Source organism: Mesorhizobium sp. M8A.F.Ca.ET.202.01.1.1 (genome assembly GCF_004791595.1).
GTDB lineage: Bacteria > Pseudomonadota > Alphaproteobacteria > Rhizobiales > Rhizobiaceae > Mesorhizobium.
Genome location: NZ_SRUN01000004.1, coordinates 92,866 through 114,450, shown reverse-complemented (window position 1 = coordinate 114,450; position 21,585 = coordinate 92,866). Strand labels below are relative to the sequence as shown.

Sequence of the window (21,585 nt, the reverse complement as noted above, 5' to 3'; positions counted from 1 at the left end):
CAGGAGGAGAGTAGCGTGACACTGACAAGACGGAATTTCATGGCGTCCTCGGCGGCGCTGGCCGCGTTCGCCGCCTCTGGCATCCAGGCCAGGGCAGCGGGGACGCCGGCGCGCATCGGCTACAATGGCGACTTCTGGGGCGCGAGCATCTCCGGCGTGGCCGCCGATCAAGGTTTCTATGCCAAGCACGGCGTCGACGCCGATATCAAGGTCTTCACCAACGGGCCGATCCAGGTGCAGGCTCTGGGCGCCAACAGCCTCGAGTTCGGCTATCTCGGACCGGGCGCGCTGTGGCTGCCGGCGACCGGCAAGGCCAAGATCATCGCCGTCAACGATGTCGGCTTTTCCGACCGGGTGATCGCCCAGGCCGGCATCAAGTCGATCGCCGAGCTCAAGGGCAGGAAGGTGGCGATCGCGGCCGGCACGTCAGGCGACATGCTGCTGCGGCTGGCGCTGCGCAAGGCCAACATGGCGATGACCGACCTCGACATCGTGCAGATGGACCCGAGCACCATCGTGGCGGCCTTCGCCTCCAAGCAGGTCGACGCGGCCGGCATCTGGTACCCGTTCGTCGGCATCATCAAGACCCGGGTTCCCGACCTGGTGGAACTGGCCAAGAACGACGATTTCTACCCGCAGACCACGTTCCCGAGCGTCTTCATCGCCCGCAACGATCTGGTCGAGGGCAATCCCGATCTCGTCAAGAATGTGGTCCGTGCCATCAAGGACGCGCAGGATTTCCGCGCCGCCAACCAGGACAAGGCGGTCGAGATCACCTCGAAACTGTTGGGCATTCCGGCCGACCGATTGACGACCGAGGCCGGCTACGGGCGTTTCATGACCTCGGCCGAGCTCATCAAGCTCACCAAGGACGGCAGCGTGAACGGCTGGTTCGCGACGATGAATGACCTGTTCAAGACCTTCGGCAAGCTCGAGACCTCGCTCGACCCGAAGGACTACTATCTCGGCGATCAATATATTTCGGCCTGATGCCGGCTCTTGAACACCGCGGGCCCCGGTAACCAGCCGGGGCCTGCCTTTGACATCCATAGAAGCGGCGAGTCCTTCATGAACGTTCTCTACATCGACATCGACAGCCTGAGGCGCGACCATCTCGGTTGCTACGGCTATCATCGCAACACCTCTCCAGTCATCGACAGCCTCGCCCGCGACGGCATCCGCTTCGAGAACGTCTATGTCTCCGACGTGCCCTGTCATCCGTCGCGCACGGCGCTGTGGAGCGGCCGCCACGGCATGCGCACCGGCGTGGTCGGCCATGGCGGCACCGCCTGCGAGCCGTTCCGCGAGGGCGCCGGGCGGGCCTGGGCCGGCACCTTCTACGAGGAGGGCTGGATGCGGGCGCTGCGCGATCTCGGCTACCACACGACGACGATCAGCAGTTTTGGCGAGCGGCATGGCTGCTGGCACTGGTATGCCGGCTTCAACGAGATCATCAATCCGGGCAAGGCCGGCATGGAGAATGCCGACGAGGTGTCGGGCCTGGCGCTCGACTGGCTGAAGCGCAATGGCTCGGCAAAAAAATGGTTCCTGCATGTCAATGTCTGGGATCCGCACACGCCCTATCGTGCGCCGGACTCCTTCGGCGATCCGTTCGCCGATCAGCCTTTGCCGGAGTGGATGACGAAGGAGGTGTTCGAGAAAAGCCATGCCGGCTATGGCCCGCACAGCCCTCAGGAGCCCTCGGGCTTCGACGTCGAGCCGGGCGGATCGAAATATCGGCGCATGCCGTCGCCGATCGACGACATGGGCAAGGTCAAGGCCTGGTTCGACGGCTATGACACCGGCGTGCTCTATGCCGATCACCATGTTGGTCTCATCGTCGAGGAGCTGAAGCGGCAGAACCTGTTCGACGACACGATCATCGTCATCGGCGCCGACCATGGCGAGAATCTCGGCGAGCTCAATGTCTGGGGCGACCACCAGACGGCCGACGAGTTCACCTGCAACGTGCCTCTGGTCATCCGCTGGCCTGGCGCCAAGGACATGCGCGGCGTCAATGCCGGCCTGCACTATCATTTCGACTGGGCCGCGACGCTGATCGACCGGCTTGGCGGCAGCGTGCCAGTGCTGTGGGACGGGCAATCCTTCGCGACCGCGCTTGCCGCCGGCGAGGAGGGTGGGCGCGATTTCCTGGTGCTGAGCCAGGGCGCATGGGCCGTGCAGCGCGGCGTGCGGTTCCGGCTCGACGGCGCCGACTGGCTGATGCTGCGCACCTACCATGACGGCTACAAGGACTTTGGGCCCGTCAGCCTGTTCAACCTCAGCGAGGATCCGCACGAGCAGCATGACCTTTCCAACAGCGGGGGCGACGTGGTCGATCACGCCAGCCGACTGCTCGAGGACTGGCGCACCACGATGGCCAGGAGAAGCGACAGCGATGTCGATCCGCTGGTGACGGTGATCAGGGAGGGCGGGCCATTCCATTGCCTTGGCGAGTTGCCGGGCTACCTCGAAAGGCTGCGCCGGACCGGCCGCGCGGCGGCCGCGTCCGAACTGGAGCAGCGACACCCGGCACCGCCGCCACGCCGCCAGTCCCTGAACTGAGGGACGAAGCCTTCCTCGCTTGGTTGTGGGCGACTTATCGGCAGCAAGGCTGCGCCGAAGCGGAAGGCCCGCAACAGGCCTTGGCTTTTCTCTCTTCCTCGAGCCAACGGTCGCGCGGCTTGCAGCTTGCCGGTCGGGGCGAAAGGTCGACATGCACCGCGCCGCCGACGAGCCGGGGAAGGGCGGCCCGATACAGGGCGATCGGGCGCACGCCGTCGCTGACCTCGAAGGTCAGCCGGGCGGAAGGGTCGAGATCGACATGCTCCGTCACCTTGCGGATGATCGCCGAGAATTTTCCGGCCGGCATATGCGTGCGGTCCTCGTTGACGTCCCACAGCTGGACGAAGATCTCGGTCCAGGATTCGGGATTGGCGCCGCAGTCCAGCGCGGCGAATGTGCCGGCCTTTACCTCGGTGACGTGGTAGCCGGGCTTCACCGGCCGGCCATCATGGAAAAACACCAGCTGCCTGTCCTTGTGGCCGGCGAGAAACGCCAGCAGGCCAGCGATGGTGATGTCCTCGGGATCACCGGCGATGGCGGGGGTGGATTCAAATTCCCGATTGTCAGAGGCGAGCATGTGCGGTAATCCTCGTTTCAACATTTCTAGGATTGTTGAAATATGGATGAACGTCAAGCCCTGTCCGCATTCGCGGCCCTTTCGCAAGAAACACGACTGCGCATTCTGCGGCATCTGGTGATCGCGGGTCCGGATGGTATTGCCGCAGGCGCCATCGCCGAGAAGGTCGAGGTCTCGGCCTCGAATGTGAGCTTCCACCTGAAGGAGCTCGAACGGGCAGGGCTGGTAAGCGTGCGCCGCGATTCCCGCTCCATGGTCTATAGCGCCGAGTATGAAGCGCTGAGCGGGCTGATCCGCTTCCTGATGGAGGATTGCTGCTCCGGAAGGCCGGAAATCTGCGCGCCGGCGCTGGCGCCGGGCTGCTGTGCGGCCGATGCGCAAGAGGCGGCCCAATGAGAGTCGAGCGCCAGTTCGACCTGCCGCGCCGTCTGGTCGCGGAAAGCCTTGGCACGGCGCTGCTGGTGGCTACGGTTGTCGGTTCAGGGATCATGGCGCGGTCGCTGACGGCCGACGGCGCACTGGCGCTTCTCTGCAACACGCTGCCAACCGGTGCGAGCCTCGTCGTGCTGATCACAATCCTCGGCCCAATATCCGGTGCCCATTTCAATCCGGCCGTGTCGCTCGTCCTGACGTTTTCGCGCCGGCTGTCGGCCGGCGACTGCGCCTGGTATATGCTGGCCCAGCTTACCGGCGGCATTGTCGGCACGGTGATCGCGCATCTGATGTTCGGCCTGGCGCCGCTGGCGCTGTCGACGCATGGCCGCACCGGCGCCGCGCAATGGCTTTCGGAGGGCGTCGCGACCTTCGGCCTGCTCGCCGTCATCCTGGCCGGCTTGCGCTTCGAACGCGCGGCCGTGCCCTGGCTGGTCGGCCTCTATATCACGGCTGCTTACTGGTTCACCGCATCGACGTCCTTTGCCAATCCCGCGGTCGCGGTGGCGAGGGCGCTCACGGAGACGTATTCGGGAATCAGCCCGGCAAGTCTTCCCGGCTTCATCGCCGCCGAGTTCGCCGGCGCCGGCTTCGCGCTGGCGTTGATGACGTGGCTGCTGCAGCCGCAATCCGAAATCCAACCTCTTGCCGTCGAGGCCGCGCCATGACCGTCACCGTCTACCACAATCCCGACTGCGGCACCTCGCGCAACACGCTTGCCATGATCAGGGCGAGCGGCGAGGAGCCGGTGGTCATCGAATATCTGGAACATCCGCCCAGCCGGGACCGCCTGCGCCAGCTTATCGCCGCCATGGGAATTCCGCTGCGCGCCTTGCTGCGCGAAAAGGGCACTCCCTATGCCGAGCTTGGCCTGGCTGATCCCAAATGGAGCGACGAGCAGCTGCTCGATGCCATGCTGAGGCATCCGATCCTGATCAACCGGCCGATCGTCGAGACGCCAAAGGGGACGCGGCTGTGCCGGCCGTCCGAGCTTGTGCTCGACCTGCTTGACCATCCGGTGACCCACTTCACCAAGGAAGATGGCCGGGTGGTGACCGGTGACCGTGGCATCAAGTAATCGGGGCCTTTCCGAGCTCGATGCCTCGGAACGCGCGCCGATAGCCGCGATTGCCGCCCTTGGGGTCACCCAGATCATCGGCTACGGCACGCTCTATTACAGCTTCAGCATCCTCGCCGCCGACATGGCCAGGGATTTGGGATGGCCAACCGAATGGATTTTCGGCGCGCTTTCGGCCGCCTTGCTGATCGGTGGCCTGACCGCGCCCTGGCTGGGGCGCTGGATCGACCGCTTCGGCGCCGGAAAAATCATGACCGCCGGCTCGGTGCTGGCCGCGGCGGCACTCGCCGGCTGCGCCAGTGCTCCCACCGCCGTGGCCTTCGTGGCGGCGCTGATCGTCCTCGAAGTGGCATCGAACCTGGTGCAGTACGGCGCCGCCTTCGCGCTGCTGGTGCAGATCAGGCCGCATGCCGCGCAACGCAGCATTACCTACCTCACCCTCATTGCCAGCTTCGCATCGACCGTGTTCTGGCCGATCACGTCGGCCCTGCACGCGCATATGCCGTGGCAGAGCGTCTATCTTGTCTTCGCGGGGCTGAACCTGCTTGTCTGCCTGCCGCTGCACGCCTGGCTCTCGCATGGGCTGGCCAAGGGCAGGCGGTCGGCAAGCGCGCCGCCACGGCATATCAAGGGATCGCTTCCCGCCCCGGCGCGGCCGCTCGGCCTTGCGCTGATGGTCATTGCCTTCTCGCTGCAGAACCTGATCGCCGCCGCCGTGCTGGTGCACATGGTGCCGCTGCTTTCCGGGCTTGGCCTCGGGGCGACCGCCGCCATCGTCGGAACGCTGTTCGGGCCGTCACAAGTCTTGAGCCGTTTCATCAACATGGTCTTCGGCGGCAAGCTGTCGCCCTTGATGCTCGCCATCATCTCGGCCAGCCTGATGACAATCGGTGTGGTCGTGCTGGATAGCACCGCGCCTTCCATCGCCGGCGCGGTGGCGTTCGCCGTCATCTTCGGCATGGGCAACGGGCTTTTCAGCATCGTCACCGGCTCGCTGCCGCTCACATTGTTCGGCAGCGATGGCTACGGCCGCCTGCAGGGCAGGGTGATGTCGGCCCGGCTGATCGTCTCGGCTGTCGCGCCTTTTGCCTTGTCGGTCGCCATCGTGCATATCGGCATCGCCTGGTCGCTCGGGGCGATGGCGCTTCTGGGCGGTGCCGCGCTGATTGTACTGGCGGCGATCAGCAGATTGCCGAACGCGCGCGGCGACCGGGTGTGACGTCCGACGCGTTGCCCGCCGGTTCATGCCATCTGGCCGTGCGCCCATCGAGGCATCCGCGCTGCCTCACGACAGGCGGGCCGGTTCGCTCTATCTCCCATGCGGCCGGCCTTCGCGCCTGCCGGCATGGAGGATGAACCAAAGTGACATCAATGCCGGTTGCCAGCCGCGAGGCAGCACCCTTGCCGGTCGCGGCGCTGATGGGTGCCATGGTGTCGATCCAGATCGGCGCCACCTTCGCCAAGACGCTTTTCCCGGCGATCGGCGCGCAAGGCACGACGACGCTCAGGCTCGTCATCGGCGCCCTGATGCTGATCGCGGTGCTGCGGCCCTGGCAGATGCGGCCCTCGCGCGCCACGCTGCCGTGGCTCGTCGCCTATGGCGTGACGCTCTGCGCACTCAACCTTCTGTTCTACGCAGCGCTCGCCAGGATCCCGCTCGGCGTCGCGGTGGCGCTGGAGTTTTCCGGTCCGCTGCTGGTGGCGACGCTGACCTCGCGGCGTGCCAGCGACTTTGGCTGGATCGCGCTGGCGGTCGCCGGCATCGTGCTTTTGTCGCCCTTCATCCACTCGCTGCAGCCGCTTGACCCAGTGGGCGTGATGCTGGCGCTGGCCGCCGGCGGTTTCTGGGCGCTGTATATCGTGCTGGCGCAGAAGGCGGGCGCGGAGCTCGGCACCCGCACCACCGCCTATGGCATGGCCATCGCCGCCGTGCTGGTGCTGCCCTTCGGCATAGCCGAGGCGGGAAGCGGCCTGCTCGCGCCGTCGATCCTGGTCAGCGCGCTGCTCGTCGGCCTGTTCTCCAGCGCGCTGCCGTTCTTCCTCGAGATGGTGGCGCTGACCCGCATGCCGGCCCGCATCTACGGCACGCTGACCTGCCTGGAGCCGGGGCTCGGCGCGCTCGCCGGGTTTCTGTTCCTGCGGGAAAGCCTGACCATGCCGCAACTTGCCGGCATCGCCGCCGTGATCGTGGCCGCCGCCGGCACGGCGCTGACCTCGAAGCCGCCGGTGCCTTCACCGGAGTAAGGGAAGGCCGTCTCTTCGGCCGTCGCCGATCTGCGACGTCGGCTCCTTCATGGACTTCGCAAAAATACAACCCATATTGAGTCCATGGAGCTTTGAGCGTGACCTTCGCGCGGGTGGCCCTTCTTGCCGCGGCCTTCGTCGTCGCGGCTGTTCTTTGTCCCTTCTCCTCAGCCGGGAGCGAAAGGGTGGCCCTAAGCGTCGCCATTGACGGCGCCATCGGGCCGGCAAGCAGCAGGCAGCTCAAGGAAGCGCTCGATGCCGCGGCCAGGCGGGATGCCGCAGTCCTCATCCTGCAGCTCGACACGCCGGGCGGGCTGGTCACCTCGATGCGCGAGATGATCGCCGATATCCTGGCGTCGCCGGTGCCTGTCATCGGCTATGTCGCGCCGGCCGGCGGCCATGCGGCGAGCGCCGGCACCTATATCCTCTACGCCACCCATGTCGCTGCCATGGCGCCCGGCACCAATCTGGGCGCGGCGACGCCGGTGGAGATTGGCGGGCTGCCGTCTCTTCCGGGCGGCGACAAGAGCGACCAGAAGGGCGAGGGCGACCAGAAGGACGCCAACGGCCGGCCGGCGGGCGACGCGATGATGGCCAAGGTGACCAATGACGCGGTCGCCCTGATCCGCTCGCTGGCGGAACTGCGCGGCCGCAACGGCGACTGGGGCGAGAAGGCCGTGCGCGAGGCGGCGAGCCTGTCGGCCAATGCGGCATTGCAGGAACATGTGATCGATTTCGTCGCCCGCGACACCACCGAGCTCTTGCTGCTGGCCGATGGGCGCACCGTCGATGTGGCCGGCAAGAAAGTGGTGCTGGCGACGAAGGGGCTGCCGGTCGAGACGCTGAAGCCGGGCTGGTTCATCCAGCTGCTTTCCGTCATCACCGATCCGAACACCGCCGTCATCCTGATGTTGGTCGGCGTCTACGGCATCGTCTTCGAGTTCACCAGCCCGGGGGCCGTGGCGCCCGGCGTCATCGGCACCATCTGCCTCGTGCTCGGCCTCTATGCGCTCGATCTCCTGCCGATCAACTATACCGGCCTTGCCCTGATGCTGCTCGGCGTCGTTTTCCTCATCATCGAGGCCTTCAATCCCACCGTCGTGCTCGGGCTCGGCGGCGTGGCCGCCTTTCTGTTCGGTGCCGCCATGCTGCTGCGGGTCGAGGGGCCGGGCTTTGCCTTGTCATGGGCGATCATCGGTCCCGCCGCCGCGCTGACCCTTGGATTGGCGCTGCTGAGCGGCACCTATCTCTGGGCGGCGCGCCGAAACCCGCCGCGCGTCGGCGGCGAAGCGATGCGAGGCCAGCCGGCCGAGATCCTCGACTGGCAGGGCGGCGAGGGCCATGTGCTGGCCTTGGGCGAGCGCTGGCGGGCGAAGGCCGATGAACCCGTCGCGGCCGGCGACAGCGTCGAGGTGACCGACATCAGCGACCTCGTGCTGACCGTGCGGCGGCGCGACGCGGGAAGGAATGGAGCAAGGCAATGAACATCGGCTATGTGGCCTACCTGCTGCTTGCGGTTCTTGTGGTTATCTTCCTGTCCGCGGCGATCCGCATCCTGCGGGAATATCAGCGCGGCGTGGTCTTCACGCTCGGCCGCTTCACCGGGGTCAAGGGGCCGGGCCTCATCATCCTCGTTCCCTTCGTCCAGCAGATGGTGAAGGTCGACCTGCGCGTGGTGGTGCAGGACGTGCCGCCGCAGGACGTGATTTCGCGCGACAATGTCTCGGTAAAGGTCAACGCCGTGCTTTATTTCCGCATCGTCGACGCCGAGCGGGCAGTCATTCAGGTCGAGGACTACATGGCCGCCACCAACCAGCTGGCGCAGACCACGCTGCGATCGGTGCTCGGCAAGCACGAGCTCGACGAGATGCTGGCCGAGCGCGACAGGCTCAACAGCGACATCCAGGAGATCCTCGACCAGCGCACCGATGCGTGGGGCATCAAGGTGTCCAATGTCGAGATCAAGCATGTCGACCTCAACGAGAACATGGTCCGCGCCATCGCCAAGCAGGCCGAGGCCGAGCGGCTGCGGCGCGCCAAGGTGATCAATGCCGAAGGCGAGCAGCAGGCGGCGGCGAAACTGGTCGAGGCGGGCCGCATGCTGGCGGCCGAGCCGCAGGCCATGCAGCTGCGCTATTTCGAGGCCTTGCACGATATCGCCGGCGAGCGCTCGTCCACCGTCGTGTTCCCGCTGCCGGTGGATTTGCTCAGCCAGTTCCTGAAGCAGGGGAAATAGAGGAGAGCCAGCATCGGAACTGCCAATCTCGGTCTCGTGCGGGAGATTCCCCGTCTTCGCCCTTGCTGCCGCCAAATTGTCTGACCTTCTCGTTGTCAGAACCTGACGCTGAGATCTGCCTTGGCGCCGTTGTCGGTGTTGTGGCCACCGAACTGGCCGACATAGGACAGGCCGAGCGTGGCATTGGTCGACATTTGCAAGTTGAAGCCGGCCTCGATCACCGCGCTGTCGCTGGCGACAGGCACGCCGGCGATGGCAAAAGCATCGCCGCCGGCGAAGGCGAAGGTCGAGGTCGGCGTGACGTCGCCAAAGGCGTGGCGCCATCCGAGCGTGCCGCGCGCGGTCGCGCTGATGCCGCCGAGCGCGACGTCGGTCGAGGCGCGCAGCCCGAGCGTGGTGAAGGTGGCATTGGTGGTTGAGCTGGCGCTGGTCAGCGCGGCGGCGCCACCTTGCTCGGTGAAGCCGTCAGCATGCACACTGACATAAGCGAGATTGGCGAAGGGCTCGAACTTGAAGCGGCCGACACCAGCCTTGTAAGCGAGTTCGCCGAACACCTGCGCCGTGCCGGCGTCATAGTCAGCCGACAATTGGTCGGCGAAGCCGTTGAAGGCCACCGAGCGTTTTGTCGAGATGCTGTTCCAGCTGTAGGCGGCGCCGGTGCGGAAGGCTATGGCGCCCCAATTGGTGCCGCCGTAGAGTCCGAGATGATAGTTGTCGCTGGCGCCGCTGGAATGGCGGTCGTCGGCGTCGAAGGACGAATGGCTGTAGCCGCCGATGATGCCGACGCGCCAGTCGCCGATCGGGCTGTCGGCGCCGACCAGGAGGCCGCCGGTCGAGCGATCGAAGTTGGCTGCATTGCCGTCGCTGCCGGTTTGACCCCAGGAGCCGAAGGCCTGGCCCCAGACGGCGAAGCGGTCGGTGTCGGCGGCCACCATCCCGGGCCCGCCCTCGCCATAGGCCATGACCGGCAATGCGGCTGCGCCGGCATCGCCGAAGGCTGCGCTGATCCGCTTGGTGGCGGCGTCGCGGATGAAACGGCTGTCTTCCAGCAACATTCCCTTGGCCGAGGCGTGGATTTCGCCCGAGAGCTGGTCGAAGGCGTCCTGGGCGGCTGCCTCACTCGGCAAGGCAAAGATGGCATCAAAGAGCGGATTGCCGCTGCCAAGGCTTTCGGCGCCGCCGCCGGTTGCGATCTGGTTGGGCGTCAGGCCGACCGAGGCGAAGGACTTCGCCTGCACCACATCGAGATAGACATGCGTCGGGTCGTAATTGGCGATAAGGCCAATGAAGGGGCCGGCCCCGCTGAGCGTGTAGGTGCCGGTGACGCCCGCATCGGCTTGCAGCACGGTGTAATGCGTGCCCGGCAAATAAGGCGCGGCGTCCGTCTTGACGACATCGAGGACCGCGCCGTCGGCGATCGTCGCCGTGCCCGTCGCCAGGATGAGGTCCGACTGGCCGGTCGAGGTGAGTTCGACCTGGTAGATCGAGCCCGCCGCCTGGTCGATGTCGCCCGCGACATTGAGCGTGCCGATCGAATTGCCCGGTGCGATGACGCCGCCTGATTGTGCGACGATGCCGCCAACCGTGCCGTTGCCACCTAGCATTCCGCCCGTAATCGTCACCAGCGAACTGGCCAGCGAACCGTTCACGGCCAGCCGTCCGCCGTTCACATTGGTTGCACCGGTGAAGCCGCTCGAATTGGCGGTCAGGTTCGTCGTGCCGGCAATCTGGTCGATCGAGCCCGCGCCGCCGATCGCCGATGCGAAGGTGTAGCTTGTGTCGGTGTGGTTGAAGTTGATCGCACCCGCGCCTTGTCCGAACTGAACGCTCGCCGCATTGAGCGCGCCGGCCGCCGCCGCTGGCGATCCGCTCGCTGCACCGATATTCAGCGTGCCGACGGAGCCCGCCAGAAGGGCGATGTTGACCACGCCGCCGGCCGACACCACGCCGCCATTCGCGATCGTCAGTGAGCCTGTGCCACTACCTCCAATGTTGAGATCACCGCTATTGGTCCACGTCGAGCCGGAGCCGCTGACGTTGGCGGTACCGATGGATCCGCCATTAAAGCCCAAATAGCCATCGGCATTGGCGACCGTGCCGCCGTTCGAGACGATCAATGAACCGGTTCCGCGCTGACCGACAATAAGGAGGCTGCTGCTCGTCCAGGTTGAGCCCGCGCCGCTGACCATTGCCGAACCCGTCGATCCGACATCAAAACCCAGATAACCAGCAGCGTCGGTGACCATGCCGGCGTTTGAAATCGCTAGCGTGCCGGCGCCATAACCGCCGAGAACGAGGGAAGAACTGTTTGTCCAGGTCGCGCCGACGCCATCAACAAACGCCATGCCCGTCGAGCCCACCTTCGCGCCAATAATCGCAGAGCCGTTGCTGACCGCGCCATGCGAGATCGCCAGCGTGCCGGTGCCATAATCGCCGACAAACAGATCCGCGCTGTTGGTCCAGGTCGAGCCGGCGTTGTCGACAATCACCGTGCCGGTCGAGCCCGCCTGCGAGCCAATGGCGCCAGTACCGCTGCTGACCGTGCTGCCATGCGAGATCACCAGTGTGCCCGTGCCGGCACTTCCGACGAACAGGTCTGCGTTCGTCCAGGTCGAACCGGCACCGTCGACGAAAACCATGCCGGTCGAGCCTGCCGAGTTGCCGACATAGGCGGTGTCGTTGCTGATGGCGCCGCCATTGGTGATCGTCACGTTGCCGGCGCCGAGATTGCCGACATACAGATCCGCGCTGTTGGTCCAGGTCGAGCCGGGACCATCGACGAAGACGGTGCCTGTCGAGCCCGCGAAGTCGCCGACATAGCCCAAGGCGTTGCTGACCGCGCCGCCATTCGAGACCGTTAGCGAGCCCTGGCCTTGGAAGCCGATGAAGAGGTCGGAAGTGTTGGTCCAGGTCGAGTCAGCACCATTGACCGTCACCAGGCCCTTGGAGCCCACGTCATAGCCGGCATATCCCACCGAACTGGTGACCACGCCGCCATTCGTGATCGTCAGCGCGCCGAAGCCCGCGTTCCCGACCGCGAGCGCCGCGCTCGCCCAGGTCGAGCCAGCACCGTCGACAGTTGCCGTGCCAATGGAGCCCGCCAAATTGCCCAGAATGCCGCTCAGATTGCTGACCTTGCCGCCTTTCGAAATGTTCAGCGCACCAGTGCCCTGATCGCCGACGAACAGGTGGGAAGAATTCGTCCATATCGAACCCGCTCCGTCGACCGTCACCGCGCCGTTGGAGCCCGCGTGCCAACCGATGGTGCCCATGGCATTGCTGACCGCTCCGCCATTGGTGATGTCCAGCGTGCCGGTGCCAAATTCGGCGATGTAGAGATCCCCACTGTTGGTCCATGTCGAGCCCGGGCCGTCCACCGTTACGGTGCCGGTGCCCAGGCCGTAGCCGACATGACCCACGGTGTCGCTCACAGCGCCGCCGCTGGAGATCTTCAAGGTGCCAGTGCTGCCGGTGCTCAAGGCAAGGAAAAGGTCGGAGCTGTTGCTCCAGACGGAGCCCGGGCCAGTGACGCTCACGGTGCCGCTCGCGTTCGAAACGTAGCCGAGATAGCCGGCAGTGTCGGAGAGGGTGCCGCCGTTCGTAATCGTCAGCGAGCCCGAGTAACTCGCAATGGTGCCCACAAACAGATAGTGGGCGGCCGCACTCGCCGCATCGACCACGGCCGGGTGCGGAAACACCGGATCGAGAATCACGTCGTCGCTCGATGTCGGGACAGCGGCGGGGTTCCAGTTTCCGGCGGCGAACCAGTTCGTGGAGGCGGCGCCGGTCCAGACCTCGGCTGCCGATGCAGGGATCGGCTGGCCAAGGCCGACCAGCGCAGTCGAGGCCAGCGCCAGGCATTTCAACGCGTTAGCCTTGCGGCCTCCAAATGCATTCCGCGGCATTTAACCCCCTGACATGACAGTCGTTTCACCCTGAAGGCTGACATGTCATTGGAGCCCGGCCTTGTCTTGGGCAGGGCGGCACTGGAATTGGACTGGAGCGAAAAGCAGCGTCTTTTGCGCGCACTGTGGCAGTTCGGCGTCATCGGTCGCGCAGGCGCTGCGGATTCGGCCTCGCACGGGCTGATATCGGACCGAAAGGTGCAAACTTATCTGGCGCTTGTCGGCGTATAGCCGAAGCGGCGACGAAAGCAGCGGTTGAAGTACGATACGTCGCTGAATCCGCTTGTCAGGGCGATATCACTGACCCGCATATCGCCGTGTTTGTGCGAGAGCATCCTGTGGGCGGTCTGCAAACGCAGTTCGAGAACGCGTTCGGAGAAGCTCATTCCCGTCTCCTGAAGGAGGTCGTGGACATAGCGCACCGACAGGCCGAGTTGTTGCGCGACACTTTGGGCGGAGATGCCGGGATCGATAAAATCCTCGGCGATCCTTGCCAGGACGGCCTCCAGCCTGGCAGCGCGCAGGCCTCGAAGCCCGGCCAGTTCGGCAGCCCGACCTTTCGCGCCGGTCGCCAGGCCGATCAGATCCACGATCGTGTCCGTCGCGTGCGTGATCAGATCCGCCGAGGCAAGTGGGCTGCCGCTTTCAAGAAGCAGGCAATAGCGTTTGAGAAGATCGAGGGCTTCGCTGTCGGCGCCGATCTTCAACCCCAGCCTGTCATCGATCTGCGGGAAGGCACGCAGGAGGATCGCGCGTGGGATCACCACATTCGTCCAGGCATTGCTGTCGGCATAGGTCATTTTCAGAGCTTCCGATGCAGTGACGAGCACGGCCTCTCCCTGACCGACGGCATATTCGCGGCCGACCTGTACCCCTGACAACACGGTGTCGGCCTTGTTGATCAGCAACAGATAACCGTCATTGGCGACGTTGCTCGCTTTCGTTGTCGCGTGCTCGATGGTTCCGGACATCTGGCCGAGAACCACTGAACCGACAGCCGTGGCCTCGATGGACGCTTCGAAGGGCAGGTTTTCCGGACTGCCGTGTTCGACCGACAATATTTCCGCGACATGGATGTTTTGCCACAGGGAAAATCGTTCGCGTTCGTCAAGATGCGGTGACAACCGCGCCGATGAAAACACCGTCTTTCGAGACAATGGGGAACCTCGACAAGTATCCACGGCTTAAAAAATATCGAACGCGATGCTTTCCATTGCGACAATAACCGGCAACAGTGGCGGCCCGGCGTTCAGGCGATCAAGTTGAACCCATAGTCGAGAGCGGCCGCGACTGGCGTCATCCAAAAGTATGACGTCACAAATTCCTCCGAGGCGAGATCGGGGCGTGCCTGGAGGTGTGGTGGAAAGGCTGAGCAGCGAAGTCCTGAGTTCGATTATCGGCGATATCTATGATTGCGTCTTGAACCCGGAAGGCTGGGCCGGAGTCATGACCCGCGTCACGAAAGCCGTCGACGCGGCCTACACCACCATCGCCCTTGCCGGCACCGCCCATAATAGCGGCCGCTTCGCGGCTCAATCGCCTTGGGATCCCGTGCAGATGCGGGTGCTAGAGGAGGACTATGACTTTGATGGAATTCCCGGACTGAAGGCAGCGGTGGTCGGCGATGTCGACCGGCCGGTTGCGACGCTGTCGCTCATGAGCGAAAGCGAACTCCAGCTGACGCCGTTTTTTCAGAACTGGGCCAAACCGCAGGGACTGCGCGAGGCTTGCATCACCAAATTCGTTCATACGCCGGACCGAATCGGGCTTCTGGGCTGCACCACGCGCGCCAGCAGGGGAGGTATTTCGATCGAAGAGCAGCATTTCCTGGCACTGCTCTCGCCGCATCTGCGCCGTGCTTCGCTGATCGGAGATCTGCTCGACCAGGGCCGCTTCACCACCCATCTTTATCGCCAGGCGCTCGATCATCTGGCTGTGCCTGTCGTGCTTACCCACGCCAACGGAGCAATCCTCCATGCGAATGCGGCCGCCGAACAGATGTTTTCGGTGCAGGGTCCCATTCTCTCCAGGAACGGCGTGCTCCAGGCACAGAATCCGGTGGTGGCCCGCGCCCTCCTGGACGCGATCGCCAGTGCGGCGAGCGCGGATGCTTCGCTTGGCGCGCGCGGCATAGGGCTGCCGGTTTCGGCCCAGGGCCAGCCGCCCGCCGTTGCCTATGTGTTGCCGCTGACTGAAGGAACGGCGCGCGCGGTTTTCCGGCCGGCATGCGCGGCTGTGTTCATATCGACGACGACATCGTCTTCTCCCCTCCCGGAAGCCGTTCTGACCACGCTGTTCGACCTCACACCCGCGGAGGCGCGGGTGCTGCTGCGGATCGGCAGCGGATTGTCAGCGTCCAAGAGCGCGTCGTCGCTCGGCATCGGTGAGAACACCTTGAAGACCCACCTCAATCGAATCTTCGCCAAAACCGGCACGAGACGCCAAGCCGACCTCGTCAAACTCGTGTCGGATATCGGCACGCCGCTGGCGGCTCACGGACCCTGAAGGCGGAGCGCGTAGTCTCTACCGCCAGCGGGTCAGAGGCTTTACCGCCGCCAGGGCGGCTCCGGCGCGAAGCGCTTGCCGATCCAGTCGGCGAAGGCGCGGGTCTTGGCGGCTTTTCCCTTGGCCGAGGGCGTGACGACATAGACCGCGCCTTCGTCCGCCAGCGTCCACTCCTCCAGCACGGATACCAGCCGGCCATCGGCGAGTTCGCGGCCGACCAGCCAGTCGGTGCTCATCATCAGGCCGATGCCTTGCACGGCGGCCTGGACCAGCACCTCGGCATCGTCGGTGACCAACGGCCCCGAAACCTCGACGCGCGCGCGCCGGCCCTCACGGTCGGTCATCTCCCAGGCCGGAAAGGTCTGGAAGCCCGAGAAGCCCAGGCAGGAATGGTCGAGCAGCGCTTGCGGCGTCTCCGGCCGGCCCCTGCGGGCGAGATAGGAGGGAGCGGCGCAGAGCAGCCGGCGCCGCGTCGCCACCTTGCGCGCCACCAGGCGTGAATCCTCCAGGCTGCCCAGCCGCACGGCGACATCGAAATTCTCGGCGACCAGATCGGTGAAGCGGTTGGAGAATTCAGCCTCGATGCGGACATCGGGAAATTCGGCAAGGAATTGAGGCAGCAGCGGCCCGATCCACATGCGCCCGAACGTGCCGGGCAGCGCCAGCCTGAGCAGGCCGCGCGGGCCGCCCCCGGCATGCGCGGACGCGACGGCCTCGGCCTCGTCGACGGATGCGAGGATGGCGCGCACGCGCACCAGGAATTCGGCACCCGCTTCGGTCAGCGACACGCTGCGCGTCGTGCGCGAGAGCAGCCTCACCCCCAGCCGCGCCTCCAGCGACTGCAGGCGCCGCGACAGGATGGTCGCGTCGCGCCCGACACGGGCCGCCGCCCTGGTGAAGGAACGCGCCTCGGCGATGGCGGCGAAGGCAGCCATCTCGGCAAGGGCCGCGGGTTCGTGAGATTGCTGCATTATTCACAGTTCTCAATTGCAGAAAACAAGGATTATCCAGAGATAGCGCAGCAAATAGGTTCACTCAATCCATCAAATCGTTCCACCGGAGTGAAATCATGAAAGCCATCGAACTCAGCCAGCCCAGGTTGGACGCCTTCCGCGCCGCCACCGTTGCAACTCCCGAACCGCAGCGCGGCGAGGTGCTGATCCGCCAGCGTGCGGCGAGCCTCAATTTCGTCGATGTGGCGGTGGCGAGCGGCAACTATCCCGGGCCGAGCTTCCCGCTCATCCCCGTCGCCGACGCCGCCGGCGAGATCGTCGCGCTGGGCGAGGGCGTTACGAGGCTCGCCATCGGCGATCGCGTCGTCGCGCATGCCAAGCCGCGCTGGATCGGCGGGCCGCCGCGGCCCTACGAGATGACGCAGATGCGCGGTGTTTCGCTGCCCGGATCGCTGGCGGAATATGTCGCGCTGCCGGCCAATTCGGTGGTGCCGGTCCCGGCGCATCTGTCCTTCGAGGCGGCCTCGACGCTGCCGATCGCCGGCACCACCGGCTGGAACGCCATCCGCGCCGCCAACGTCGGTCCGGGCTCGGTCGTCGTGCTGCTTGGCACTGGCGGCGTCTCGATCTTCACCCTGCAGCTGGCGAAAGCCGCCGGCGCCACCGTCATCATCACCTCGTCGTCGGACGAAAAGCTGGAGCGGGCAAAGGCACTCGGCGCCGATCATCTCATCAACTACCGCGCGACATCAGACTGGGACGGCAAGGTGCTGGAACTGACCGATGGCCGCGGCGCCGATCTTGTCGTCGAGACCGGCGGCACCGCCACCTTCGCCCGCGCCGTCAACGCCACCGCGCCCGGCGGCACGCTGTTCACTATCGGCTTCGTCACCGGCGCCGAAGCCACGATCAACCTGCTGCCGATCATCATCAAGGCGCTGAAGGTGGTCGGCAACAACACCGGATCGGTGTCCGATCTTTTCGACGCCGCCAGGGCCATCGGCGCGGCCCGGATCGAGCCGGTGGTCGACAAGGTGTTTTCACCTGGTCAAGCGACCGAAGCCTACGCCCACATGGCCGCCGGCGGCCTGCATTTCGGCAAGCTGGCGTTCGCATTGGAATGGTAGGGAAAGTGATCTCCCCCCTCGAGGGGGAGATGGCCGGCAGGCCAGAGGGGGTCGGTTCGACTGGGCGCGACTTTCTTGCGACGATCGGAGGTTAGCGCTTCACGTGAGACGACCCCCTCTGTCGCCTTCGGCGACATCTCCCCCTCGAGGGGGGAGATTACGCGCTCAGATCAGCTTCTCCAGCGTGATCGGCAGATCCCTGATCCGCTTTCCCGTCGCGTGGAACACCGCATTGGCGATGGCCGGCGCCATGCCGACGATCGCCAGTTCGCCGACGCCCTTGCCGCCGAGTACCGAGGAATGCAGGTCGGGGATGCCGACCGAGATCACCTCAATGTCGGGGATGTCGGCATTGGTGGGGACGAGATAGTCGGCGAGGTTGTTGTTGACGATGCGGCCGTGGCGGCGGTCGACGATGCCTTCTTCGAGCAGCGCCTGGCCGATGCCCATGATGATGCCGCCCTTCCATTGGCTTTCGGCCAGCTTCGGATTGTAGAGCCGGCCCGAATCCAGCGCCGAAACCACGCGCGACACGCGCACCGTGCCGAAATCCTCGTCGACGCGCACCTCGACGAAATGCGCGCACCAGGAGTGGCGGGAATAGTCGCCCTCGGTGTGCGGCAGCGCCATGGCGATGGTGGTGTAGTTCTTGTAGCGGTCTTCCGCCGTCGAATTGGCGGGCATGGTGTCGCCCGTCGCCTCGATGCGGTCGCGGCCGACGCTTTTGAGCAGGTCGGCGATCGAGACATCGGGGCCGTCGCCGCGTGGCGCGGTGATGCGGCCATTGGCGACGACCAAAGTGTTGGCCTGCAGCGCGTGGAAGGGCGAGCGCGGATCGCCGATCGCCAGACCGATCAGCTGGTCGAGCGCCGAGGACGCCGCCTTGTAGACCGCGCCGGTCATCACGCCGGCCAGCCGTGAGCCCCCGGAGACGCCGGCACGGGCAAAGCGGGAGTCCCCCAGTTTCACCACGACGTCGTCGGCGGACACGCCGACCGTCTCGGCGGCGGTCTGCGCCAGGATGGTGTAGGTGCCCTGGCCCATGTCGATCGAGGAGCTTTCGACCTCGACCGAGCCGTCGGCCAGGATGCGCACGACCGCTTCGCCATAGGCGCGCCGCACCGGATAGGTGCCGGCGGCCACGCCCCAGCCGATCAGATAGTTGCCGTCGCGCATCGAGCGTGGCTCGGGCGTGCGCCTGGCCCAGCCGAAGCGTTCGGCGCCTGCCGCAAAAGCCTCGCGCAACTGCCTGGTCGACCAGGCTTTTTTGGCATGCGGATCCTGCTCGGCGTAGTTGCGCAGCCGGATTTCCAGCGGATCGATGCCGACCTCGTAGGCGAGTTCGTCGATGGCGCTTTCGATGCCGAAGGCCGACGGGTTTTCGCCCGGCGCGCGCATGGCGCCCGGCACCACCGAATTCACCCTTACGACATTCTGCCTGGAGGAGAAGTTCGGCGTCGCGTACATGATCGAGGTGACCGAGCCCAGCGGCTCGACCCACATGCCGTCGATCGACGTTTCGTTGACGCCGCGATGCACGATCGACTGGATCAGGCCGTCATGGTCAGCGCCGATCGTCACCGTCTGGCGGGTCGCGGCGCGGCCACCATAGCCGGTGAAGGTCTGTGCCCGCGTCATCACCAGCCGCACCGGCCGGCCAAGCATTTTGGCGGCACTTGCGGCAATCGCGCCATGGCTGAGCGCCAGCGCCTTGGAACCGAAGCCGCCGCCGACATAGGGCGACACCAGCCGGACATTCTCGAACGGCACGGCGAACCATTCGGCATAGGTGCGCGCCATGCCGTCCAGCCACTGGCTCGGCTCCCACACGGTGAGGTGGTCGCCTTCCCAGCGGGCGATCAGGCCATGCGGCTCCATCGGCGCCTGGTATTCACGTGGTGTGTTGTAGGCGGCGCAGATCCGCACCGGGGCCGAGGCGAAGGCGGCCTGGGCGTCGCCCCATTCCTTGGTCATGGCATCGACGGGGATGCCGTCGCCGGCCTTGCCGTCGCTGAGGTCGACGATGGAAGGCGCCTCGTCGTAGCTGACCTTGACCATCGCCGCGGCGGCCACGGCCTGCTCGAAGGTCTCGGCGACGACGGCCGCGACATGCTGGCCCGAGAAGGTGATGTCGCGCGCCAGCGGACAATAGGGCCTGTCGGGCGGCGGGGTGCCGAACCAGTCCGAAGCGGTTTTCAGGCTGATGATGGTGTCTGGCGTCAGCACCTTGAGCACGCCCGGTGCCGCCTCGGCCGCCTTGCTGTCGATGGCGCGCACCTTGCCGGATGCGATGGTGCTTTCGACCAGCACAGCATAGGCGAGCCCTTCGAGCTGCTGCTCGACGGCGTATTTGGCCGCACCCGTGATCTTGGCCGGGCCGTCGACGCGCGACAGCCGGCCGCCGACCGCGTCGGCGCCGCCGTCGGATGCATCGCCTCGTTTCGATTCACCAACTCTGATGTCGTGAACGGTCATGCCGTTTCTCCCATCTTGAGGATAGCCCGTGCGACGACGCGCGGCGCGAGCTCGATCTTGTAGTGGTTGGCGCCATGGTCGACAGCGCCTTCGACGGCGAGCAGGCTGGCGGCGCGAACAGCTTCCGGCTCCAGCATCTTGCCTTTCAAGGCGTCTTCCACGGCGCGCGCCCGCCAGGGTTTGGTGGCGACGCCACCGAGCGCGACGCGCAGGTCGCGGATGGTGCGTCCGTCAGCTTCCAGTTCGAGGCCGACGGCGGCACTTGCGGCGGCGAACTCGTAGGACTGCCGGTCGCGGACCTTCAGATAGGTCGAACGCCGGACGGCCGCGGAGGAGGGGATTTCGATGGCGGTGATCATCTCGCCCGGCTCGATCGCGTGTTCCTTGTCCGGCGTCGTGCCGGGCAGCAGGAAAAAGTCATCTACGAGGATGCGCCGATCGCCGAGATGAACTGTTGCATCGAAAGCGACAAGCGCCGTGGCGAGGTCGCCGGGATACATGGCGATGCAGGCCTCGCTGGTGCCGAGCACGGCATGGCCCCTGGTGACACCGCCGATCGCCGAACAGCCGCTGCCTGGTTCGCGCTTGTTGCAGGCGGCAAAATTCGAGGGATCGCGGAAATAGGGGCAGCGCGTGCGCTGCATGAGATTGCCGCCAATGGTCGCCATGTTGCGGATCTGCGCCGAAGCCGCTTGCCACAGCGCCTCCGAGATGGCGGGGAAGCGGCCCTTGATGTCCGCGTGGTCGGCGACATGGCTCATCGTCGCGAGCGCGCCGATGATGGCGCCGCGCTCGTCGATCTCGATCCGGTCCAGCCCGTCGAGATGGGTGATGTCGACCAGCGTGTCTGGTTCGGCGACGCCGCATTTGGCGAGGTCGATCAGCGTCGTGCCGCCGGCGAGCAGCATGGCGCCGGGGAGCGCGGCCGCCTGGCGCGCGGCGTCGGCCGAGGTGGCGCGAAGATAGGAAAAATCCCTCATGACGCGGCCTCCAACGCTGCCTGGCGCACGGCGGCGACGATGTGCGGATAAGCGCCGCAGCGGCAGAGATTGCCGGCCATGTATTCGCGGATTTCCTCATCCGATCCGGCATGGCCCTCGCGGATGCAGGCCACCGCCGACATGATCTGGCCTGATGTGCAATAGCCGCACTGGAAGGCGTCCTGTTCGAGGAAGGCAGCCTGCACGGGATGCAGTTCGCCCTCCCGTGCAAGCCCCTCTATGGTGGTGATGGTGCGGCCCTCGGCCTGGGCTGCCAGCATCAGGCAGGCCAGCACGCGCTCGCCGTCGACATGGACGGTGCAGGCACCGCACTGGCCGTGGTCGCAGCCCTTCTTGGTGCCGGTCAGGCCGAGCCTGTCACGCAAGGCATCGAGCAGCGTGACACGCGGTTCGAGCTGCAACTCGTGATGCCGGCCGTTGATATCGAGATGGACGGGGATTTTCGTCATGGGCGTCTGGCTCCAGTTGCTTGACGCTGAGGGAATGA

The 21,585-nt window shown here is 65.7% G+C and carries 18 protein-coding genes; 11 read left to right on the top strand and 7 right to left on the bottom strand.

The window, feature by feature from the left end; genetic code table 11:
- Positions 1-15 precede the first annotated feature (15 nt).
- Both EN845_RS11110 and EN845_RS11105 read left to right on the top strand, forming a co-directional pair.
- Entirely contained in the window at positions 16-990 is a 975-nt protein-coding gene (locus EN845_RS11110; protein WP_245511713.1) for an aliphatic sulfonate ABC transporter substrate-binding protein, read from the top strand.
- Positions 991-1,068: 78 nt separating this feature from the next.
- On the top strand, positions 1,069-2,565 hold the full coding sequence (locus EN845_RS11105; protein ID WP_127870314.1) for a sulfatase: 1,497 nt from the start codon (positions 1,069-1,071) through the stop codon (positions 2,563-2,565).
- A 34-nt stretch (positions 2,566-2,599) separates the two neighbouring features.
- Here EN845_RS11105 and EN845_RS11100 read toward each other — a convergent pair whose 3' ends face one another.
- Positions 2,600-3,142 carry a DUF6428 family protein gene (locus EN845_RS11100; RefSeq protein ID WP_127870315.1) on the bottom strand — a complete coding sequence of 181 codons (543 nt, stop codon included), beginning with the start codon at positions 3,140-3,142 and terminating at the stop codon, positions 2,600-2,602.
- A gap of 42 nt (positions 3,143-3,184) precedes the next feature.
- On the opposite strand from EN845_RS11100, the gene EN845_RS11095 reads away from it, so the two are divergent.
- From EN845_RS11095 to EN845_RS11065, 7 genes are all read left to right on the top strand, one after another.
- Positions 3,185-3,538 carry a metalloregulator ArsR/SmtB family transcription factor gene (locus EN845_RS11095; RefSeq protein WP_127281126.1) on the top strand — a complete coding sequence of 118 codons (354 nt, stop codon included), beginning with the start codon at positions 3,185-3,187 and terminating at the stop codon, positions 3,536-3,538.
- A complete protein-coding gene (locus EN845_RS11090; protein ID WP_127870316.1) occupies positions 3,535-4,242 on the top strand; it encodes an MIP/aquaporin family protein in 708 nt (235 codons plus the stop codon). The genes EN845_RS11095 and EN845_RS11090 overlap by 4 nt, the downstream gene beginning before the upstream one ends.
- Entirely contained in the window at positions 4,239-4,652 is a 414-nt protein-coding gene (arsC, locus tag EN845_RS11085) for an arsenate reductase (glutaredoxin) (protein ID WP_127870317.1), read from the top strand. Before EN845_RS11090 ends, arsC begins: the two co-directional genes overlap by 4 nt.
- Positions 4,639-5,871 carry an arsenite efflux MFS transporter ArsK gene (arsK, locus tag EN845_RS11080; RefSeq protein WP_127870318.1) on the top strand — a complete coding sequence of 411 codons (1,233 nt, stop codon included), beginning with the start codon at positions 4,639-4,641 and terminating at the stop codon, positions 5,869-5,871. Before arsC ends, arsK begins: the two co-directional genes overlap by 14 nt.
- 143 nt (positions 5,872-6,014) lie before the next feature.
- Positions 6,015-6,896: a DMT family transporter gene (locus tag EN845_RS11075; RefSeq protein WP_127278990.1), complete on the top strand. Its 882-nt coding sequence runs from the start codon at positions 6,015-6,017 to the stop codon at positions 6,894-6,896.
- Positions 6,897-6,994: 98 nt separating this feature from the next.
- A complete protein-coding gene (locus EN845_RS11070) occupies positions 6,995-8,380 on the top strand; it encodes a nodulation protein NfeD (protein ID WP_127870319.1) in 1,386 nt (461 codons plus the stop codon).
- Positions 8,377-9,132, top strand: coding sequence for a slipin family protein (locus EN845_RS11065; RefSeq protein ID WP_127278988.1), 756 nt, complete (start codon positions 8,377-8,379; stop codon positions 9,130-9,132). Before EN845_RS11070 ends, EN845_RS11065 begins: the two co-directional genes overlap by 4 nt.
- Positions 9,133-9,227: 95 nt before the next feature.
- Here the strand turns inward: EN845_RS11065 and EN845_RS11060 are convergent, their stop codons facing one another.
- The gene (locus tag EN845_RS11060) at positions 9,228-13,037 is read right to left on the bottom strand and encodes an autotransporter domain-containing protein (protein ID WP_127870320.1); all 3,810 of its coding nucleotides are present in this window, start codon (positions 13,035-13,037) and stop codon (positions 9,228-9,230) included.
- Positions 13,038-13,243: 206 nt separating this feature from the next.
- Positions 13,244-14,179, bottom strand: coding sequence for an AraC family transcriptional regulator (locus tag EN845_RS11055; protein ID WP_245511712.1), 936 nt, complete (start codon positions 14,177-14,179; stop codon positions 13,244-13,246).
- 217 nt (positions 14,180-14,396) lie between these two features.
- On the opposite strand from EN845_RS11055, the gene EN845_RS11050 reads away from it, so the two are divergent.
- Positions 14,397-15,542 carry a helix-turn-helix transcriptional regulator gene (locus tag EN845_RS11050; RefSeq protein ID WP_127870322.1) on the top strand — a complete coding sequence of 382 codons (1,146 nt, stop codon included), beginning with the start codon at positions 14,397-14,399 and terminating at the stop codon, positions 15,540-15,542.
- A gap of 41 nt (positions 15,543-15,583) precedes the next feature.
- Here EN845_RS11050 and EN845_RS11045 read toward each other — a convergent pair whose 3' ends face one another.
- On the bottom strand, positions 15,584-16,513 hold the full coding sequence (locus tag EN845_RS11045) for a LysR family transcriptional regulator (protein WP_127870323.1): 930 nt from the start codon (positions 16,511-16,513) through the stop codon (positions 15,584-15,586).
- A 98-nt stretch (positions 16,514-16,611) separates the two neighbouring features.
- Between EN845_RS11045 and EN845_RS11040 the strand changes: the two genes are divergently transcribed.
- Entirely contained in the window at positions 16,612-17,622 is a 1,011-nt protein-coding gene (locus EN845_RS11040; RefSeq protein ID WP_127870324.1) for an NAD(P)-dependent alcohol dehydrogenase, read from the top strand.
- A 165-nt stretch (positions 17,623-17,787) separates the two neighbouring features.
- Here EN845_RS11040 and EN845_RS11035 read toward each other — a convergent pair whose 3' ends face one another.
- From EN845_RS11035 to EN845_RS11025, 3 genes are read right to left on the bottom strand one after another with little or no spacing between them, the layout of a single operon-like run.
- Positions 17,788-20,097 (bottom strand): xanthine dehydrogenase family protein molybdopterin-binding subunit, encoded by a 2,310-nt coding sequence (locus tag EN845_RS11035; protein WP_127870325.1) that lies wholly within the window; start codon positions 20,095-20,097, stop codon positions 17,788-17,790.
- Entirely contained in the window at positions 20,094-21,077 is a 984-nt protein-coding gene (locus EN845_RS11030) for a xanthine dehydrogenase family protein subunit M (RefSeq protein WP_127870326.1), read from the bottom strand. Before EN845_RS11030 ends, EN845_RS11035 begins: the two co-directional genes overlap by 4 nt.
- Complete coding sequence (locus EN845_RS11025) at positions 21,074-21,547, bottom strand: (2Fe-2S)-binding protein (RefSeq protein WP_127280642.1); 474 nt, start codon at positions 21,545-21,547, stop codon at positions 21,074-21,076. Before EN845_RS11025 ends, EN845_RS11030 begins: the two co-directional genes overlap by 4 nt.
- Positions 21,548-21,585: the final 38 nt, after the last annotated feature.

What these genes read in the sequence shown, in the direction of transcription:
- EN845_RS11105 (WP_127870314.1), top strand. Translation starts at nt 1,069, where the DNA reads ATGAACGTTCTCTACATCGACATCGACAGCCTGAGGCGCGACCATCTC.
- EN845_RS11100 (WP_127870315.1), bottom strand. Translation starts at nt 3,142, where the DNA reads ATGCTCGCCTCTGACAATCGGGAATTTGAATCCACCCCCGCCATCGCC.
- EN845_RS11095 (WP_127281126.1), top strand. Translation starts at nt 3,185, where the DNA reads ATGGATGAACGTCAAGCCCTGTCCGCATTCGCGGCCCTTTCGCAAGAA.
- EN845_RS11090 (WP_127870316.1), top strand. Translation starts at nt 3,535, where the DNA reads ATGAGAGTCGAGCGCCAGTTCGACCTGCCGCGCCGTCTGGTCGCGGAA.
- arsC (WP_127870317.1), top strand. Translation starts at nt 4,239, where the DNA reads ATGACCGTCACCGTCTACCACAATCCCGACTGCGGCACCTCGCGCAAC.
- EN845_RS11065 (WP_127278988.1), top strand. Translation starts at nt 8,377, where the DNA reads ATGAACATCGGCTATGTGGCCTACCTGCTGCTTGCGGTTCTTGTGGTT.
- EN845_RS11060 (WP_127870320.1), bottom strand. Translation starts at nt 13,037, where the DNA reads ATGCCGCGGAATGCATTTGGAGGCCGCAAGGCTAACGCGTTGAAATGC.
- EN845_RS11045 (WP_127870323.1), bottom strand. Translation starts at nt 16,513, where the DNA reads ATGCAGCAATCTCACGAACCCGCGGCCCTTGCCGAGATGGCTGCCTTC.
- EN845_RS11040 (WP_127870324.1), top strand. Translation starts at nt 16,612, where the DNA reads ATGAAAGCCATCGAACTCAGCCAGCCCAGGTTGGACGCCTTCCGCGCC.
- EN845_RS11035 (WP_127870325.1), bottom strand. Translation starts at nt 20,097, where the DNA reads ATGACCGTTCACGACATCAGAGTTGGTGAATCGAAACGAGGCGATGCA.
- EN845_RS11030 (WP_127870326.1), bottom strand. Translation starts at nt 21,077, where the DNA reads ATGAGGGATTTTTCCTATCTTCGCGCCACCTCGGCCGACGCCGCGCGC.
- EN845_RS11025 (WP_127280642.1), bottom strand. Translation starts at nt 21,547, where the DNA reads ATGACGAAAATCCCCGTCCATCTCGATATCAACGGCCGGCATCACGAG.